Raw genomic sequence first — 19,241 nt, 5'->3', positions numbered from 1 at the left:
GAGTGGAAATAACTGTTGTCTGTTGTGAGTTTTCAGTTCTGCGTTGTCTGTTGTGAGTTCTCAGTTGAGTTTTGAGTTGTGAATTCATCTGACAACAGATAACCGACAACAGATAACCGAACACCCGATAACCGACACCCGACAACAGATAACCGACAACAGATAACCGACAACAGACAACAGATAACAGATAACAGACAACAGATAACCGAAAATGATCATCTTAAAAGCCGAAAATATCAGCAAACAATACCGCCTCGGACTAGTAGGCACAGGCACTATCAGTCATGATTTGAACCGATGGTGGGCTAGGGTGCGTGGTAAAGAAGATCCGTTTTTGAAAGTGGGCTCTGTGAATGATCGGAGTACAAAAGCGGATAGCGACTATGTTTGGGCATTAAGGGATATCAATTTTGAGGTTAAAAAAGGGGAGGTTTTAGGGATCATTGGTAAAAACGGTGCCGGAAAATCAACCTTGCTTAAAATATTATCGCGTGTTACAGGACCGACTACGGGTGAGATCAAGACCAGAGGCCGCATCGCTTCTTTATTGGAGGTAGGTACAGGGTTTCATCCTGAATTGACCGGCCGTGAGAATATCTATTTGAATGGCGCCATTTTAGGCATGAGCAAAGCCGAAATTAGAGCAAAAGAACATGAGATCATTGAATTTAGTGGCTGCGAACGCTATGTGGATACTCCCGTGAAACGCTATAGTTCAGGGATGCGGGTGCGTTTGGCATTTGCTGTGGCGGCGCACTTAGAGCCTGATATTTTGGTCATTGATGAGGTGCTTGCTGTTGGGGATGCGGAGTTTCAGAAGAAGGCGATTGGGAAGATGCAGGATATTAGCAGAGGGGATGGGCGAACGGTGTTGTTTGTAAGTCATGATATGAATGCTGTATCTGTTTTGACTAATAGAGTTATTGTGCTTAAAAATGGTAAAGTTGATTTTGAAGGCGAGACTGACGAAGGGATAAAGGAGTATCTTAAGGGTGAAAACAAGCAATTAAAATATAAGTACGAAGGCGAAATTAATAAACCCAAAATTATAGGAGCTGAAATAAAAACAAGTTTACCAAACAATATACATGAATTTGGAAAACCTATTAAATTTATATTCTCGATTGGTTTGCCGTACGTGATGGAACATTTGGCACTTTCCTTTCAAATTATCGATGAGTTTAGTGTGCCAATAACACATTCATGGATATTTGACGCGGACAAGGACAAGACTAGAGAAAAAGGGAATTATCAATTTCAATGTATTTATCCGAATCCGAAACTTTATATGGGTAATTATTCATTGGTAGTACACTTATCTAATTCCAGATCAAAAGAGAAATTTGATTTTCTGGACTCGGTTTGTCATTTTAAAATACAAATGATGAAAACTATTAGATCCGAATATCACTGGCAAAAAAACACCTGTAAGTATATAGAAGACGTAGAATGGGATACATTTAAAAAAGATGAGATTGAAAAAGATTAAGAAAAGAATAAAGAACCAGATTTTCAAAAAATATTTTTCAGAATATAAAGTAGAAAGTAATAAGAATTATACAGATTTTACTTTAGAAGAACTGGAGATCATTGAAAAGGTAAAAGCCTATACCATGACATCTCCAGAGCGTATTGTTAGCTTAATCAGAGCTATTAATTATATTGAAGAAAATAACATAGAAGGTAGTGTTGTAGAGTGTGGTGTTTGGAAAGGAGGCAGTATTATGGCCACCTTATTAGCCTTGAAAGAAAAAACTAGGGATATATTTTTATATGACACTTTCGAGGGTATGAGTGAGCCTACTCTAGAAGATAAGTCTTATAAAAATGAGTCTGCTCAAAAGGCTTATTTAGATAAAGGAGATTCTTGGAAACGTATAGAATGCTATTCTACTTTAGATGAAGTTGAGCATAATATATATAGTATTGATTATCCGAAAAATAAAATAAGTTTTATTCAAGGAAAAGTCGAAGAAACTATCCCTCAGACTATTCCAGAAAAAATAGCAATCTTACGGTTGGATACAGATTGGTATGAGTCTACCATGCATGAAATGGTTCATCTCTTTCCTAAGTTAGTCCGCGGAGGTGTGATAATTATAGATGATTACGGGCATTGGCAAGGATGTAAAAAAGCTGTAGATGAATATCTTTTTAATAATGATATTAAATTATTATTAAATAGAATTGACTACACAGGCAGGATTGGAATTAAGTTGTAAAATGAAAGATTTTATCGACATAAAGTTGAATTTTAATAATCTTGACATATATTATATTCGTCAAGCAATAATTTCTGCGCTATCCAAAACGTTGCCAAATTTAAATGGCCATTTATTAGATATTGGTTGTGGGAAAATGCCTTATAAAAATTATATATTGGCAAATGCAGATGTGTCCACTTATACAGGTTTGGATATTGAAACCGCAATTGTGTACGATAAAAGTATTAGACCCGATTTCACATGGGATGGAATCACGATGCCTTTTGAAGATGCGAGTTTTGAATGTGCCTTTGGTACTGAGGTTCTAGAGCATTGTCCAGATCCTGAGATTGTTTTAAAAGAAGTGTATCGCGTATTAAAGCCAGGGGGTATTTTCTTTTTTACAGTTCCCTTTTTATGGAATTTGCATGAAGTGCCCCATGATGAATATCGTTATACGCCATTTTCATTGGAGCGCCACCTAAAAAATAGTGGATTTGAAGATATTATTATTAAAGCCACAGGTGGATGGCATGCATCAATGGCTCAAATGCTTGGATTGTGGGTTAAACGTAGTCCGATGACTTCAGGAAAACGAAACTTATTGGCTAAATTTCTTAAGCCAATAATTAAACATTTAATAAAATTAGATAAACCAGAAGCGGTTCAATTTAAAGAAGGTCAAATGATTACGGGATTATACGGAATTGTAAGAAAATAATTTATGAACATCGCTATATTTTCACCAAGTCAAAATCCATATTCAGAAACCTTTATTCAGGCGCATAAAAACTACCTAAAAGGTCAGGTGTTTTATTATTATGGATCTAAAGGACGAATTAAATTAGAAGGTCAAGATAGATTGGTTTCAAAAGCAACAGAATGGAGATATCGAATTATTCGTAAAATTAACAAACATCCTCATGGTTATATTAATGAGCAGTCGGTATTATCTTCTTTAAAAGCCCATGCTGTTAATGTGGTGTTGGTTGAGTACGGCACACATGCTCATAATCTTTTATCAATATTAAAAACCAGTGGTTTACCTGTGGTAGTTCATTTTCATGGTTTTGACGCAAGTGTTTATGAAACAATAAAAAAATGTAATAATTACCAAGATGTTATTAAGTTAGCATCTAAAGTTGTTGTTGTTTCTACAACGATGCAACAAAAACTTATAGAATTAGGTTTTAATAAAGACGACATTGCTCATACTCCATGTGCAGCTGATCCAATTTTTGAAACTGTTAAACCTAGTTTCGGGAAAAAACAATTTATTGGCATTGGCCGTTTTACCGATAAGAAAGCACCTTACTACACTATTATGGCGTTTAAAGAAGTAGTGAGTGAACACCCTAATGCCCGTTTACTTTTGGCTGGCGATGGTGTGCTACATAATATGTGCAAAAATTTAGTTAAGCAATATGGATTAGAATATAGAGTTCAGTTTTTAGGCGTTATTAGTCCAGACGAATATAAAATGCTATTATCGGAATCATTAGCTTTTGTTCAACATTCGATTACTGCAGAGAATGGTGATATGGAAGGCACGCCAGTAGCCATAATGGAAGCGAGCGTTGCGGGATTACCTATAATATCAACTAATCACGCGGGTATTCCAGATGTTATTGTACACGGTAAAACAGGTTTATTATGCGATGAACATGATGTTACTGCTATGGCAAACAATATGATTCAAGTTTTGGATGATGTTGCTTATGCCCAGGAAATGGGGAATGATGGGAAACATCACATTTTAGAAAATTTTAGTATGCAAAGACATATTCAAGTTCTTCAAGAAGTTTTAGCAGAGGCAATTAAAGTTAATTGATTTTAAAATCTTCCTTGTATATGAGTCGAGTAATTAATAACCATGCAAAAACAACCACTCGTTTCCATAATCATTCCTACTTATAACCGTGCGCATTTAATTGGCGAAACGTTGGATTCTGTGTTGGCACAAACTTATGTCAATTGGGAATGTATTGTGGTGGATGGGAGTATAACTGGTATAGCAGATTTACTTAAGGAGTATGCTACAAAAGCCAGTCGATATCCATATTTTATAATACCTAATATACCATTATCTGTAGGCTATGGCGCTTTATCCGATCGGATTTTACTAATAGAAATTAAATAGGTTTAACAAAACAAAAAACGGACGCCATAAGCGTCCGTTTTACATTTACACAGTTCAACCGTTACAGTACCTCCAAGATTTGCAAGGCATTAAACGCTCCGTTTTTAAGCGGATATTGCAGGTTGTTGATTTCCTGAAAGAATGCTACTTTTAGTAAGTAAAAGCTTTGTCCTGTCCCTGTTGCAGGTGCAACCGGAGTCAACATTACGGGCGTGGCTGTGCCATTAATTGCTAGATTCACGACATTACTTATTTGGATGTCTGTTTCATGAGTAGTAAAATCTAGATTTACAAAGCCAGCCGTTAACTCTACATGCGTTGCACCTGCTGGCACGGCTACTCTTTGACTTGGAATAAAGTTATTTATTACAACTTCTCCTGTGGCTGTATCCAAACTATAATCGGATAATAATACTTCTGAAAGGGTTGCTTTTCTGTTAAAATTGAACCCTCTGAGCGGTATTTTACCGTCTGGTGTTATGATGCCTGTGGCAACATTACGTTGGCCTCTTGGTGAGGTCAGGTCAAAGTTTTTAACTTGCGTCATGACCTGTGTTACACGGGAGGCCAGTTTATTGTCTTTGGCATTGGACACCAGGTCTATAATTGCGCGGCGCAGTATTTTACCACTGGTGGCGCTAGATCCGAATTCGCTATTGTTTTCGCGAGTTCTTTCGAAGGCTGGATCAGATTTAAGTCGTGCTTTGTCTAAGCTTGATTTGGATCTGATACCGTATCCATCTTCTGTCTTGTAAAAACTCACATCGTCGATGGAGCCTCTTACTTTAAATAGGCTTTTATACTTGGCCATAATTTTTAGATTAGTGTATGCTTCTTTGTTTTGTAAAGCATACGGATTAAACATTCCTTTTAATTGATAAACCGCTGTTTCGAAAAGGTGCACTTAAGCATGAGCTCCTGCTTAAAATCTTCAGATGTCACAGCTGTTGTCTCAATCATAAGGCTAAATTATGGCTGATTTTAAAATGCTGTTTTGGTTTTGGTTGTTTTGGGGTGTTATTGCGTAAAGTTGCTTAAGATTCTGTTTTATAGAGCTTTGAAGGCTGATGGGGTGTTTTAGGATTTATGCTCTAGTATGGTTGTTTTGGTGTTTTTTGATGGTTTTGGTGTTTTTTGATGGTTTTGGTGTTTTCTGTTTTTGTGAAAGTTACCTACGGGGTTGGTACGGGGTTAGTACGGAGTAAGTACGGAGTAAGTAGGTGGTGGCATTGGGGATTAGGGATTAGGGATGAGGGATGTGAGGTAGGAGGTATGAGGTATGAGGGATTAGTGCACAGTTGTTGGTTGAGATCGCCTGCCCGTCAGAAGCCTTTGCGAAGGCGGGAAGTTGAAGTTGAAATTGAAGTTGAAATTGAAGATGAAATTGAATGTTTGGCACTTTACCAAGAAAGGGTTAGAATTTAATAAAAAAACTAACACAAGCTAATTTTTGAACTTATACACGTTAAGAGACAGTCCCCACTTCGACTCTTTTCCCTAGATACCTTCATAAAATTTATGTTGCATTTCGGTAAGGCTCTGTGTGACATGAAAGCGAACGCCGAGGTTGTGTTACTGTCCTACACCTTTTGCTCATACATTGGCTCATCCCTTCATTAAAAATAGTTTAGTGTTTTATTGGCCACAAATAGAGTTAAATCGATGTGCTTTATTGCATCTCGCATTACATCTTCAAATTTTTGACACATCGGCATAGTTATAGGGATCGCGAATTTTTACGGATTTACAAATTCCCTGATTTATTGACGGAAATTATAGACTATAAATTTCACGAATGCAACAGACTTTCAGTCTTTTTTAAAAAAGCCTATGGCACTTCAGGTCCTAATGATTTAGTTCTTAAGCCTGGATAATCTCATTTTTTATACAGAAAGGAACGTTGTTTTAAAAATCTCATTTTGAATTGGTGTGTTGCCGGGATACGGACTCTTTAGATTTTGAGATTAAATTGTTTAACACGGTTTTACCTTGGTCGTAAATTTATGTACGATAAACGGGATAAGTGTAGGGAATTATAATAAAAATCTTACAAACAAAATCGTTTCGTCGAATATTTGAGTATTTTAAGATGAGCTCATTATTTTCCTTTTAACTTGAGGTCATTAATTGATTTTATTCTCTAAAACCCTCAAAATCATGAAACTACTTTTTTTCTCAGTTCTACAACGGATACCTCGCAGGCTAGCACCTTGCAAGATAATCCCTGCCTTTATTATGACATCGCTTTATTTTGACCTTATATCGCTATGGAATCTGAGTGGCATTGTAGGAAATAAGGAATTTAGTGTCGAAAACCTTTAATAATGTTTCGTATTTTATAATTATTACAGTTTGATAATCAGTTAGATTTGTAAGAATCAAATTTTAAAACCAGAGATCATGAAAGAATTAACAATCCAACGACAGCACCGTATGTTTAAATTATTATTAATCCATGAAACAAATATGCATATACCCTAAAGAGGCTGCTATTATTTTAGGTAAGTCCCAAACCCATGCACAAACCCTACTTCGTACCATGAAGGATGTTTATAATAAAAAGAAACATCAGGCTGTTACAATACGTGAGTTTTGTGAGTATATGGCTCTACCCTTCGACGATGTTTTTAATATGGTCAATGGTATTGAAAAACGGTGATAGTGCCCATCAATTACCTACTTAGTTGGCCTAATTATCCTCAATGCTTGTCGTTGTATCTTGTCGACTCTTTTTGTTTACCTCCCTTTTGATTGCTGTTATACAGATATAAAGCCTTCTCTTCTTACTTTTTTAATACGCCTAGCACCCTTCTTTTATCCTTTCTTTATTTATATTGGTTGTATTTCTTACGACTTTGTATATTAGTAGCTTAAATTCTACTGATGCCTGAGCAACCGTTAGTTTCCATTATCATTCCTACCTATAACCGTGCGCATTTAATAGGCGAAACGTTGGATAGTGTGTTGGCGCAAACATATACCAATTGGGAGTGTATTGTGGTGGATGATGGGAGTACGGATGAGACTGAAGAACTGCTCAGCACATATATTTCTAAAGATGATCGGTTTCAATATCACAAACGGCCAGATACGCATTTGCCTGGTGGGAATGGGGCGCGGAATTATGGGTTTGAGTTGAGTATGGGGGAGTATGTGAATTGGTTTGATAGTGATGATTTGATGCAACCAGAGTTTTTGAATTCAAAAATGATTGCTTTTACAGAAAAGCTAGAACTAGTTATCTGTTCTGGTTGGTACGTAAGGAATAATTTATCTATTATAAAAGATATTGATATCAATGTAAATACGAGTTTATTTAAGGATTACATTTTAAAGAATGCAAAAATATTTACTCCTTCTGTATTATTTAGAAAATCATTTTTATTAAAAAAGCCCCTTTTCTCATGTAAGCTAATTCGTAGTCAGGAAGCAGAATTTTTTTCAAGAGTTTTTTTTAGGATTTCTGATAATGACTATAAAATAGTTAATGAACCTTTGTTTCTATATAGGCAACATCTAGCAACTAAGACAGGCTTAGATAAGGTTTATGATTTTAATTTTAAATATGCTCATTTCTTTGTGCATTTAGCTAATTTTAAACGTGGTGTTGAAATAAATGATCAAGATATAATACAATCTTGTTATGAAAATATCATTTTAATTTTAATTGAAGCCATCAAGAGTAACGACAAACGTTTAGTTAATGTGATTTTTGATTTTTTAAAAAAGTACATAATAAAAAAGCAATTTGTATGTATTAAAGTTGTGGTATTTCTCATGAAATCCACAAAATTCGCACGTTATAGGTGCAAGGCTTATTTAACTGGTTTAAATGTCGTGGTAAATCGGAATATTTTAATTGAGTTTAGTTAGTATATTGTAGAAGTTGTCAGTAAAATTTTATGTTGTCGTAGTCAGTATTTTAGTTTCTTCACAATAAATCCAACTTTTTAGGATGTTTTAAACAGTAATTATGAGTCAGCCCCTAGTAAGCATTATCATTCCAAGCTATAATTCTAAATCCTATTTAAAGGAAGCAGTAGCTAGCGCTTTAAATCAAATTTATAGGCCCATAGAAATTATCGTGATTGATGATGGTTCAACAGATGATACGAGAGACTTGTTTCCTCAATTTGAAACCCTAGGGGTGAAGTGTTTTTGTATAAACAATGGAGGTGCCTCCAACGCTCGAAATTATGGATTGGAAAAAGCTATTGGAGACTATATTCAATTTTTAGATGCTGATGATATTTTGTTGCCCTCAAAAATAGAAAAACAGCTCACACTGATGGGAATCCATAAAGCAGACCTTTGCTACACACCATGGGTAAACTTTAATCATAACATTAACGATGCTCAAAAGAAATTTAGATTTTTGCATTTAGACCATTCATTAAAAAGAACCGGCAAGGAATTAATGATGAGTTATGGTATGGACAATTGGTTTATACCTACATTGGCATGGTTGGTTAAAAAAGAATTGATAGTAAAAGCAGGATATTGGAATCCAGCCAAATGCCCAAATGATGATGGTGAGTATTTTTCAAGGGTACTGTTTTGGGCTAAACAGGTAGTTTGCTGTAATGAGGTTCTAGCCTATTACAGAGTAACATCAAATGATAGTTTAAGTAAATTAAACAGTCCAGAAAAAATAGACGCTTCTTATAAAAGTTTCCAGCAAATAGAAGCATTGTTGCTAACAGGTAATGAGATAAGTTTATTGAGCTATCCTAAACGTTTATATTATATGCAATATAAATTAGTCAAAAAGATGCATCCCCAATTAGCAAAACGTGCTGCCCGAAATTTTGATCGTCTAATAGCACCTAGTTTTTTAAGTAATAAAGTCTATTATTGGTGGTTTATTAATAGGTTTGGCTTGTACAACGGTACCAAGATGTATAAACTTCTACAACCCATTTGGGGTCTGTTAAAAAGAAACTAAAGCTCATAATTATAGAATAGTAAAAAATCATATCCACCTAATGAAAACCATTTGCTTTGTTGTTCCTATATTTCCATCGGTTTCTGAAACTTTTGTGACCAATCAGATTATAGGTGCCAAAAAGCAAGGCTATTCTGTTTTTGTTTTAACAAACAAGCTAGGAAATATAGAAAAGTCGTCGCAACGGGATCTCATTGAGAAATACGATTTATTAAAGGATACGATTGTTATTGATTATGGGATTCCAAAATCGATATGGAAACGATTAGTAGTTGCATTAATCCTGATAATTAGGTATTTTGGATATTGGATTAATCCCGCCAGAATACCATTGAAGCATCGCATTTTAAATTGGCCATTTCTACTTAAGTTTTATGGAGAATTGCGACACATAGATGTTTTTCATGTGCAATTTGCTATGGGAGGTCTACGGATTACAGAAATGAAAAAGTGTGGTTTATTAAAATCCAAATTAATTATTACCTTCCATGGACATGATGCACACTTTAAAAATGAAAAGGTATTTAAACAGTTACAGAATCATTATAAGATATTGTTTGATGTTTCAGACTTTATAACAGTAAATACGACTTACCTGAAAAATATAGTAGTTGCACTTGGATGTCAAGAGGAGAAATTGTGTGTTATTCCGATGGGGATTGATATTGATTATTTTAAAACTAACGTAACAAAAGAATTATCAAATCAAAACAATGTAAAACTCATTTCAATTGGTCGACTTATTGAGATAAAAGGCTTTGAATATGCCATTCACGCTGTGAGATTATTAGTGGATCGAGATGTCAGTGTGAACTATACCATTGTGGGGGACGGGGTTCTTTTGAAATCTTTGCAGAATAAGATTGAAATATTAAAACTTGAGAATCATGTAAAATTGGTAGGAGAAAAAAGTCAAACCGAAATAAAAAGGGCTTTGGGAGAGCATCATATATACTTAATGAGTTCAATTACTGACTCTAAAGGTAGTTCTGAAACGCAGGGTGTCGTTACTGCTGAAGCACAAGCAATGGGATTACCAGTTATTGCATTTAATATTGGCGGTATTCCTTATACAATACGTGATGGTGAAACGGGGATAATGGTTAGGGAGAAGGATGTTGAAGCTTATGCACAAGCGATATTAAAATTGATAAACCATCCTGATCGTTATCAATTGATGAGTGAACAGGCTCGGAAATTTGTGGTTACGAATTTTTCAAATAAGATAATGACTGCGTGTTTTACGTCATTATATGAAAAGTGATTTGAGTAAAGTAATAGGTATTCAGTTTAAATACCATAAAATAGTTGTTAAAACAGATGGTTGGTAATCCGTTAGTATCTATAGTCATTCCTGTTTTTAACAGGCTTGAATTGTTGAAAAACACTTTATCGTCAGTAAAAAGTCAAACATTTACCAGTTTTGAAGTATTGATAATTGATGATGCTTCAGATTTAGTTTTCAACATTAACGAACTTCAAGATATTCTCGAAGGGATTCCTTTAAGCTATTATAAATTAACTAAAAATGGTGGACCAGGAAAAGCCCGATCGGTTGGTCGAGGTTTGGCCAAAGGTACGTATGTTGCTTATCTTGATTCAGATGATTTATGGAAGCCTACATTTTTAGAGAAAACTGTTTCGGTACTTGAAAAAGATAAAACTGTTTCCATAGTTTTCACAAACTCACTTTTAAATAAAGCCAATGGATCTTCTTCTAAACGATTGACTTTGGATGAGGGAATATACGATTTTTATGATTTATTTTTTAAAATGAAAAAAAATTGGGCTACAGGTGCTGCTTTATGGCGAAGCGATATTAGTTTAAGTTTGAATTGGTATGGCTTTAGAGATCATGAAGATTATGTACATGATATTCTAAGTTTATTGCCTTACCCAAAGATTTATTGCATTTCAGAACCTTTGTGTGTTGTAAATAAAAATGAGGCTCTAGGAATTCCGCGCTCTAATATAGAAATGTTTAAAAGTTTGATATTAATTTCAAAATCTGAAATTGTATATCATGTCATGGCTACTAGCAAAAGAAAAGTAGATTTCTTAAGTTTTATATTATGGCGATTGTCTAAACGACGTTATAATAAAAAGGAATTTTTGTTATTTTTTAAATTATATGTTAGTTTGATTAGATGGTCTGATAATTTTAAAAAAATTAGTATCACTTTTATGAAGTTGTTAAAGAATAAGTTTAATTAAACATTGTTGTCTCCTTGTGAATTTAATTTTCAATGAAAAAGTTTATTTCCAAATACATTATATTTATACTTCCCTTAATAGGTCTGTTATCTGGGGATATCTTTTTGTCTGTTGATGCCTTCTCTTACAGACCATGGGAGGCATTGCTTTTCCAGTCTAATAAAAATATGTTTTTTTATCCTAATCAAATATTGGATATTCAATCGGTTGGCGATTTGTGTTACCGTACCCAGTTTGCTATTAAAAAGGATGAATTGTGGATTACGGATGAGTTAGGTTATAGGAATAATATATTTATTAAAGAAGCTGATATTCTGTTGATAGGTGATTCATTTGTTGTAGGTTCAAGTATCCCACAAGATTCGACTATGACAAATTCACTAAAAGAAAAATTAGATAAACACGTATATAATATTGCTCCGGCGGAATTCGTAGATTTTATTGAATTATTAAATCAAGGTATAATTAAGAAGCCTAAAATTGTTATTTACGCATTAGTTGAAAGAAGTAATCCAAAAACGATAAATATTTCGACCGAAGAAAGGTTTGCAGAAAATGTGTCAACATTTACGGTTTTTAAAGATAAAGTGGAGCGATTGTATTCCTTAGAATATTTAAAAGCTAGAGTTAGTGGGAAACAAGGGAAAGGAATAAAGGGAGAGATGGATTCACGGATGTTTTTTCTTAACGGAAAAAAACAAAAATATCATTATGATAAAATTTCAGATATCGCTAAAACTATTCAATCTTATAAAGAATATTGCGATTCAATAGGAGTCGATTTTATATTTTTACCTCTACCTAATAAGGAAACAGTTTATTTTGATGAAATTGCCTTAGAAGCGCAGCCTGATTATTTAATAAAGCTAGATTCAGTACTTATAGAAAATAAAATAGGAACTGTCAATACTTTGGGATTATTTAATAATTTTCGAAAATCAAATTCTGATATTATATACCATCTTGACGATACTCATTGGAATGGTAGAGGGATAGAGCTGGTTGCAGAAAAATTGACGGAATATATAAGAACAAACCGTAAATGAAATTTTAAAGGCTATATCATTGGTTTATAAGTTTTTCAAACCATATAGAAAATTTGTTGGCACCTTTATAATTCAGATGTTGTAAGTCTGCAAATTCAAAATTTTCAATCTCAAAATCTTTGCAATCCAAAAAATCAATATTTTCAAAATTCTCTTTTCTATACATTTGAAATAGACTTTCATATTTCCGACCAATGAATTTTTCATGATACGGACTTCTTACAAAGACTACTTTGACGTTGTTTTTTTTACACAATTCGATCATCTTTTTAAGATATAAAATGTCATAATTCGATGTTTTTTTTCTGCTCAGGTTTATATTGTGCTTTGTAATCATAAGTAAGTGTATCTAAAATAACTTCTGTATGACTCCAATCATTATAACGGTATCCTTCAATAGAATCAATAAAATTATAATGGTTCAGTGTCATTTCGTTTTAGATTTGTTTTGAGACCTTTCAGAATTGACTGCTGATAACCAATGGTGTTTTTAATAGCCAATAATTTATGTTCGGTGAGATCGAAAAACGCAAGATTGTTAGGTGCTTGATGCTTTATAAAACGGTCTTCCCAAATTTTATCGTCCTCTCTAATCAGAATAGTGGTTGGGTTAAACTCGATGTAAACGGTTTGGATTTGTGAGTTTTGTTTTAGGACCTGATTCAATTTCTGATACCCATAAAAATAGGATTCTCAGGCTCTTGCTAAATTTTTGAAATTTGAAATCAAAGAATCATTAAAGTTACCTTGTGGTTGTGAGTTCCCGATAATTATTTTGTTGATATCTGGTGATAGCTTAAAATACGCACCTCTATTGATTATATAGTTGCTTATTAGTGTGAGCACCAATACGCTGGAGTATAGTAATGCGAAAAAATAAAAAGATTTCTTAATAAAAAGTTTCATGCATTAAAATTGAATGTTGTGGCTTTTTAATTTTACATAATTGGAGAATCTAAAAGACATTTATAATATTTTAAACTTAGTAATTAAGGTGTTTTATTGGAGTGATTAATCATATTCTTTTCTTCTTCAATTTTAAGCAGATCGTGAGCTAGTAACTTAGAGAATATTTCTGAACCTGTTTTATTTAAATGGGTTACGTTATAAAAATTGTCTTTATTATAGCTTATACTGTTTTGAGAATAGTCTAAAAATGGAATATGATATTTTTGAGCAAAAGATTTGAATATCTTGATTGATGATTCTCTGCTTTTTATAAACTCTTGTCCTCCATTATATTCTGGAGTGTAAACTAAAGTCACTGATATGTCGCTTTGCTGACATTCCAGCAGAAATGCATCAAATAATTTGACTGAAGCAGGGTCTGATTTCTTATTAGCATTTCTAATTCTTTCCTTTATTTCATTTGGATTAATATTGCTTGACCATTTTAAATTTCGTGCCGTATAGCCCTGTACTCTGACTGGTAAATTTATATCATTGTGGGAGTATGATTTTAAAGATTTCCTTATTACTCGTGATTTTCCAATATACCTTATCAAGGGAATATCATAATCATAAAACCGAAAGCCTTCGTAAGACTCTGTAAAATGTTTTATATTCTTATTCCATAGCATATATGGTAGAAACTGCTCATATCGGTATAAATTATCTCTTTTATTCAGGCTTCCAAAATCGACAGCCAATATTATTTGCTTTGGTTTAGTGTTGTATTTTAAATATTCTAAATGTCTCATATATTCTAACCAAAAATTATGACCATTTAAACCTAAATTGTAGACGTTCGTATTTAGTGAATCCTCTAAAATTTTTGGACTGATGTTCACCCAAGCCCTAGATGAACCGGTAATTAGCATATTGGCTTTTAAATTGCCGTCATAGATATCATTCCAAACCTCAAATTCACCATCCAGCTCACTATTGATTATCTTCGATGTTTTCAAGCAATCAGAAATATATAAATCTAGAGGGTATGAAATAAGCAGTATGGGTAAGCTAAAAAATAAGATTTTTTTTAAAAATGAAAACATAGTTAAAATTGAAAATAGATAAATGTTTGTTCGTTTCTGCTAAACCAAAATATGATAATAATTAACCCATAATAAAAAGCAAGTCTAATGGGACGTTTCCATTTAAAGCCTAATCTTTCAATGGCGTATAAGTTACGTCTGCCAGCCCATTCTAACGTAATAAATAAAACCAAAAGCACTAGTATGTTTGTTGGCCTTATTTCTGGGATGGAGAAAAGGGACCTATTGAAAATGCCTTCAATGAATAAAAATGCATGATTGATGTTTTCAGACCTAAAAAATATCCATGCCAACGTGGTTAAGCCAAAAGTCAGGATAATATTTAAAAATGATTTTAAAGACGGTAAACATCTGTCTTGGGCAACGACTTCTAAATGATGCCTGTTTTTATTGGTCAATAAGAGCGGTAAAAAGTAAATTGCATTCAAGGCACCCCAAACAATAAACGTCCAGTTGGCACCATGCCAAAAGCCGCTGACTATAAATATGATGAACACATTTCGTATCACTTTGCTTTTGGTGCCACGACTGCCTCCTAAAGGGATGTACAGATAATCCCTAAACCACGTAGAAAGGGAGATGTGCCACCTGCGCCAAAACTCGGCAATATCTCTAGAAAAGTAAGGGAAAGCAAAGTTTTGCATGAGGTTAAATCCAAAGAGCCTGGCTGTTCCAATGGCAATGTCAGAATACCCAGAGAAATCGCCATAAATCTGAAAGGCAAAAAATACCGCACCCAATACAAGAGTACTCCCTGAATAGTCTTGATGGTTGTCGAATATGGTATTCACAACAACCGCACAATTATCGGCGATGACCATTTTTTTAAATAGCCCCCAAAGGATCTGGCGTAAACCATCTACAGCATTACTATACTTAAAGTTTCTTTTTTTATAAAATTGAGGCAATAAATTGGTGGCACGCTCGATGGGACCAGCAACTAGTTGAGGAAAGAAGCTCACAAATGCAGAAAAGGCGATAAAATCTTTGGTTGGTTCTAATTTGTAGCGATAAACGTCTATAGAATAACTTAAGGTTTGAAAGGTATAAAAACTAATCCCTACTGGTAAAATAATGTTTAAGGAACGCACACTAATTTCGGTCCCAAATAATGAAAAGGCTGAAATAAAGTTATCTAAAAAGAAATTATAATATTTAAAAAATCCTAAAAACCCGAGATTGACCAAAATGCTAGTCCATAATAATAGTTTCCTTTTGGATGCGTTATTTTCTTTGCCCAAATAGTAGCCAATTGTATAATCTACAAGCGTGCTAAATACAATCAAAGAAAGAAAACGACAATCCCACCAGCCATAAAAAACATAACTGGCGATGACTATCAATAGATTTTGAAGTTTTAGATTCTTATTGGTGGCAAACCAATATAACGAAAACACAATAGGCAAGAAAATTGCAAAGTCTATGGAATTAAATAGCATTTGGTCGTGTTAGTGGTTTTAGGTGCTATAAAGCTAAAATTAAAAAGGAAAGAATGATTTTTTTTCGGATATTATTCGTTGGTGAAAATTATTTTATAAAATGGCTGTCGGCTGACATCCTTTATATAGTTTAAACAATTAGTGCCCTGTGAGTTTTTTAAACGCTTTTCTAAATTTTTGAATGACGTAATATTGAATTGAGTGCGAATGGGCGTAAGTAATCTTCTTAGAAGCTGAATTTCTGGTTTTTTGTGCCCACACCCAATCTGAATCTTCTTGAATAATGAAATTCTTATAATCTGGATGTTGCATAACCAGCAATTCGAAAACCGCTTTGATGTGTGGGGTATTTAGTTCGTCATCAGAAAGACTTCTGTGCGTGATGCCATCGGTGGCTTCTTTTCTTAGGTCTGCCCTAGAATAGGTCCACTTATAGTCATCCCAAATGATCCATCCATTTTCGTTGAGCAATTTGTCACAAAGAAAAAATGAACTACTATCAATGGTCCAGTTTTTTGGGCCATCAATGATGATCAAATCATATTTAGGTTTACAGATATTATCAGAGTTTTTTGAACTTTCCTTAATATCGTCGTGCAAGAACCAGTTATAGCCTGATTTCATGCGATGTATTTCTACGTTTTTACTTAAGCCTAAACTATCTAACTGTTCTTCAATGGAGGGTTTAAAAACATCCTTCATATCAATCAAATCGACACAGGTAAGGGTTCCTCCTCTTCCTATTTCTTCAAGTGCCGCAGCAATATAACAACTGGCGGTGCCATGAGCAATACCAAGTTCGAGAATATGAGTTGGTTTATTTTTTATAATAAAATCGAATAACGATTTTGCATTGTTTTTTGAGATGTATGGTACATCTTTGACTTTATCATATACGTGGTCAAATTTCATGTAAGATATAATTATAATTGTGGCAAATAAATTTATATGAAGGGCTTTATGTGAATCTCTTTATCAAATCGTCAATCTATATTTTTATAATAATCAACTCTTTTCATGACGCTTTAAAAGGTTAATTGTTTAATCCTGTAATATAGTCAAAATCAAAAGTAAATTATTTTAAAAAGGTTATTCAATAAATTCACTATTTCAGTAATTATGGCAATTAAATACTTTTTAATTTAAAAAAATAATTAAACTGCAATCACAAAAGTTTACGATGGATAGATGTATTAATAAATCACTAGCGATTATAGTAAGGGCGACAGGGGAATCTACAACTCAAATTTTGTTTAATCAATTGACAAGGCAACTAACATCCGCAGACTGCCTGCATCTGATAGATAAAGAGGAATGTTTTGAAGACAAATTGAAACGAGGATTTGAGCTTGGTATACAAGAAGGAAAAGACTTTACTGTTTTTATTGATGCCGATATTCTTTTAAGACGAGATGCCATCAATAAAATTAAAAAACTTGTAGAGAAACTTGAGGATACAGACCTAGGGTTTGGATTGCGTTTATGGGACAGGTTCTACGAACAACCAAAATTTAGAGGGCTGCATATTTATAGAACGGCATTTTTGGAAAAGGCTATACCATTCGTTCCCGCTCATAATTTACAATTACGACCGGAATCATATACAAAACAGAAAATGGAAGAAGAAGGACATGCTTGGCGAAATGGAATCTCATTATATGTAGCAGGAATTCATGATTTTTTTCAGAAGCCTGATGATATCTATTATAAGTTTCTTGTGCGGTCTAAAAGATCAGAACAGGATTTAGACCAATTAAAACAAAAGTTTCGTTCAGATCGTGATACCGATTTTAAAATAGCACTTCAAGGCATAGAAGATGGAGAGGAAATGACAGAAGTTACAAATAACAAGTTATTGTATAAAAATACGAGTAGTAGATTGCTTGAGCTTAGCCAAGAGTCTATATATAATAGTCAATCTATAGACGTTATGGTATTAAAAAGACTTATTAAATACTATCGCTTTAACCGTTTGTTTTGGGGCTCCATTTAGCAAGTATGGAGAGGTAGGTCTTAATGGATTAAGTTTTAGAATTCGCAAGGAGTTGATGCAGGGCTTTAAGACTTCGTTTCGTTTAGTAGTTCAGTTTATTGTTTTAATGAAAATCAGTTGAACTGCCGACGCTAACGGCTAGAAGTTTTTAAATTGCTCTATTTTAGACTTATCCTTGTACTTAAAAGCCTTAGAGGGTTATTGTTAAATTCAATAAAACGTATATATTTGAAATTCGGTATCGGGTTACAATAACAGATATGATTATAATTAAAATCTGCATAAGGAAACACACATGAGTTTAAGTGTTATTACCCCACATTACAATGATTTTGAAGGATTGCAACGACTTTATGGTTGCTTAATTGGGCAGACCTATAATGATTGGGAATGGGTTGTTGTGGATGATTTTTCAGATAGAGCGGTGCTTTTAAATATTGACAAATGGATAACAGCGACTGATGATAATAGAATTCGATTTTTTCATAATGCACAAAAATCTAATGCTTCTGTATGTAGAAATAGAGGTTCCGAAGAAGCATTGTTTGAGAACTTGGTTTTTTTGGATGCTGACGATTTTATTTCTCAAGATTTTGTATTAAGTAGGCACATCGAGTTTAATGAGTTTGTAGTGTTCAAGAACACTGCGGTTATTGATAGGAATGGCACCCAGGAGATTAGGCCTCGATTAAATGAAGACTATTTGGATTGCTTTTTAAATGCTAAATTTATTTGGCCAATTACTGCAACTTTGTGGAAGAAAAAGTTTTTTATAAAGATTGGGAAATTTGATCCAAATTTGCAACGCTTACAAGATGTAGAACTTTCGATTAGAGCTTTGTTTGTTGGTGAAAACTATAAAATCATTGATAATGAGGTTGATTTTTTTTATTGTACAAAACCCATACGTTCAAAAGCTGATATTGTAAGAAAGTCTTGTACCTCAGTTAATTATTTGATTTTAAAGATTAAAAGTGATTACACATTGAGTGCGTATAGACACTCCTTGATCAAGTCCTACTACTATGCTTGTGTAAAGGGATTGCATCGTTGCAAAAACAGAAAGGATGTTGTTTATGTAAAGGAGAGCCTAAAACTGTTTTATAAGGAAAAATATATTAATACCTATGAATATGTTTTGGGGATTACCCTGTTGATTTTTCATCAATACCACCTAATTTCCAATTCGTTATTCATAAAAACAAACCGATATTTTTTTAAATAAGATCGATAGTATTTAGGGCGGATTGTCGAAGACAGATG

Annotated in this window: 19 protein-coding genes; 13 read left to right on the top strand and 6 right to left on the bottom strand. The window is 33.6% G+C overall.

Going from position 1 to position 19,241, the window contains the following annotated elements:
• The first annotated feature begins 214 nt into the window (after window positions 1-214).
• The 5 genes from ACOH2D_RS06860 to ACOH2D_RS06840 are packed head-to-tail and all read left to right on the top strand — an operon-like array spanning window position 215 to window position 4,347.
• Window positions 215-1,492 (top strand): ABC transporter ATP-binding protein, encoded by a 1,278-nt coding sequence (locus ACOH2D_RS06860; RefSeq protein ID WP_449534803.1) that lies wholly within the window; start codon window positions 215-217, stop codon window positions 1,490-1,492.
• Window positions 1,473-2,225: a TylF/MycF/NovP-related O-methyltransferase gene (locus ACOH2D_RS06855; RefSeq protein WP_449534802.1), complete on the top strand. Its 753-nt coding sequence runs from the start codon at window positions 1,473-1,475 to the stop codon at window positions 2,223-2,225. The genes ACOH2D_RS06860 and ACOH2D_RS06855 overlap by 20 nt, the downstream gene beginning before the upstream one ends.
• 1 nt (window position 2,226) lies before the next feature.
• Window positions 2,227-2,928, top strand: a complete 702-nt coding sequence (locus tag ACOH2D_RS06850) for a class I SAM-dependent methyltransferase (protein ID WP_449534801.1) — start codon at window positions 2,227-2,229, stop codon at window positions 2,926-2,928.
• Between the two features lie 3 nt (window positions 2,929-2,931).
• The gene (locus ACOH2D_RS06845) at window positions 2,932-4,038 is read left to right on the top strand and encodes a glycosyltransferase (RefSeq protein WP_449534800.1); all 1,107 of its coding nucleotides are present in this window, start codon (window positions 2,932-2,934) and stop codon (window positions 4,036-4,038) included.
• A gap of 42 nt (window positions 4,039-4,080) precedes the next feature.
• Window positions 4,081-4,347, top strand: a complete 267-nt coding sequence (locus ACOH2D_RS06840; RefSeq protein WP_449534799.1) for a glycosyltransferase family 2 protein — start codon at window positions 4,081-4,083, stop codon at window positions 4,345-4,347.
• Between the two features lie 61 nt (window positions 4,348-4,408).
• On the opposite strand, the gene ACOH2D_RS06835 is transcribed toward ACOH2D_RS06840, so the two are convergent.
• Window positions 4,409-5,158: a hypothetical protein gene (locus tag ACOH2D_RS06835; RefSeq protein WP_449534798.1), complete on the bottom strand. Its 750-nt coding sequence runs from the start codon at window positions 5,156-5,158 to the stop codon at window positions 4,409-4,411.
• Window positions 5,159-6,802: 1,644 nt separating this feature from the next.
• On the opposite strand from ACOH2D_RS06835, the gene ACOH2D_RS06830 reads away from it, so the two are divergent.
• The 6 genes from ACOH2D_RS06830 to ACOH2D_RS06805 all read left to right on the top strand — a co-directional run bounded on the left by ACOH2D_RS06830 (window position 6,803) and on the right by ACOH2D_RS06805 (window position 12,552).
• Complete coding sequence (locus ACOH2D_RS06830) at window positions 6,803-7,006, top strand: hypothetical protein (RefSeq protein WP_449534797.1); 204 nt, start codon at window positions 6,803-6,805, stop codon at window positions 7,004-7,006.
• Window positions 7,007-7,230: 224 nt separating this feature from the next.
• Window positions 7,231-8,220 (top strand): glycosyltransferase family 2 protein, encoded by a 990-nt coding sequence (locus ACOH2D_RS06825; RefSeq protein WP_449534796.1) that lies wholly within the window; start codon window positions 7,231-7,233, stop codon window positions 8,218-8,220.
• Window positions 8,221-8,320: 100 nt separating this feature from the next.
• Window positions 8,321-9,292, top strand: coding sequence for a glycosyltransferase family 2 protein (locus tag ACOH2D_RS06820; RefSeq protein ID WP_449534795.1), 972 nt, complete (start codon window positions 8,321-8,323; stop codon window positions 9,290-9,292).
• Window positions 9,293-9,332: 40 nt separating this feature from the next.
• Window positions 9,333-10,556 (top strand): glycosyltransferase, encoded by a 1,224-nt coding sequence (locus ACOH2D_RS06815; protein WP_449534794.1) that lies wholly within the window; start codon window positions 9,333-9,335, stop codon window positions 10,554-10,556.
• Window positions 10,557-10,612: 56 nt separating this feature from the next.
• A complete protein-coding gene (locus ACOH2D_RS06810) occupies window positions 10,613-11,506 on the top strand; it encodes a glycosyltransferase family 2 protein (RefSeq protein ID WP_449534793.1) in 894 nt (297 codons plus the stop codon).
• 32 nt (window positions 11,507-11,538) lie between these two features.
• Window positions 11,539-12,552: an alginate O-acetyltransferase AlgX-related protein gene (locus ACOH2D_RS06805; protein WP_449534792.1), complete on the top strand. Its 1,014-nt coding sequence runs from the start codon at window positions 11,539-11,541 to the stop codon at window positions 12,550-12,552.
• 16 nt (window positions 12,553-12,568) lie between these two features.
• On the opposite strand, the gene ACOH2D_RS06800 is transcribed toward ACOH2D_RS06805, so the two are convergent.
• The 5 genes from ACOH2D_RS06800 to ACOH2D_RS06780 form a co-directional block, all read right to left on the bottom strand.
• The gene (locus tag ACOH2D_RS06800; RefSeq protein WP_449534791.1) at window positions 12,569-12,889 is read right to left on the bottom strand and encodes an LB_356 family protein; all 321 of its coding nucleotides are present in this window, start codon (window positions 12,887-12,889) and stop codon (window positions 12,569-12,571) included.
• A gap of 74 nt (window positions 12,890-12,963) precedes the next feature.
• Window positions 12,964-13,218 carry a hypothetical protein gene (locus ACOH2D_RS06795; protein ID WP_449534790.1) on the bottom strand — a complete coding sequence of 85 codons (255 nt, stop codon included), beginning with the start codon at window positions 13,216-13,218 and terminating at the stop codon, window positions 12,964-12,966.
• 323 nt (window positions 13,219-13,541) lie between these two features.
• On the bottom strand, window positions 13,542-14,546 hold the full coding sequence (locus ACOH2D_RS06790) for a hypothetical protein (protein WP_449534789.1): 1,005 nt from the start codon (window positions 14,544-14,546) through the stop codon (window positions 13,542-13,544).
• Window positions 14,547-14,548: 2 nt separating this feature from the next.
• Entirely contained in the window at window positions 14,549-15,985 is a 1,437-nt protein-coding gene (locus ACOH2D_RS06785; protein ID WP_449534788.1) for an MBOAT family O-acyltransferase, read from the bottom strand.
• Window positions 15,986-16,123: 138 nt separating this feature from the next.
• Complete coding sequence (locus ACOH2D_RS06780) at window positions 16,124-16,897, bottom strand: class I SAM-dependent methyltransferase (RefSeq protein ID WP_449534787.1); 774 nt, start codon at window positions 16,895-16,897, stop codon at window positions 16,124-16,126.
• A 268-nt stretch (window positions 16,898-17,165) separates the two neighbouring features.
• Here ACOH2D_RS06780 and ACOH2D_RS06775 point away from each other — a divergent pair, with 268 nt between their 5' ends.
• Complete coding sequence (locus ACOH2D_RS06775) at window positions 17,166-17,978, top strand: hypothetical protein (protein WP_449534786.1); 813 nt, start codon at window positions 17,166-17,168, stop codon at window positions 17,976-17,978.
• 295 nt (window positions 17,979-18,273) lie between these two features.
• Entirely contained in the window at window positions 18,274-19,203 is a 930-nt protein-coding gene (locus ACOH2D_RS06770; RefSeq protein WP_449534785.1) for a glycosyltransferase family 2 protein, read from the top strand.
• Window positions 19,204-19,241: the final 38 nt, after the last annotated feature.

It is taken from the genome of Gelidibacter sp. (genome assembly GCF_053579655.1).
Note: the sequence above shows the minus strand (reverse complement) of the source record. Positions and strands in the feature narration are given on the sequence as shown.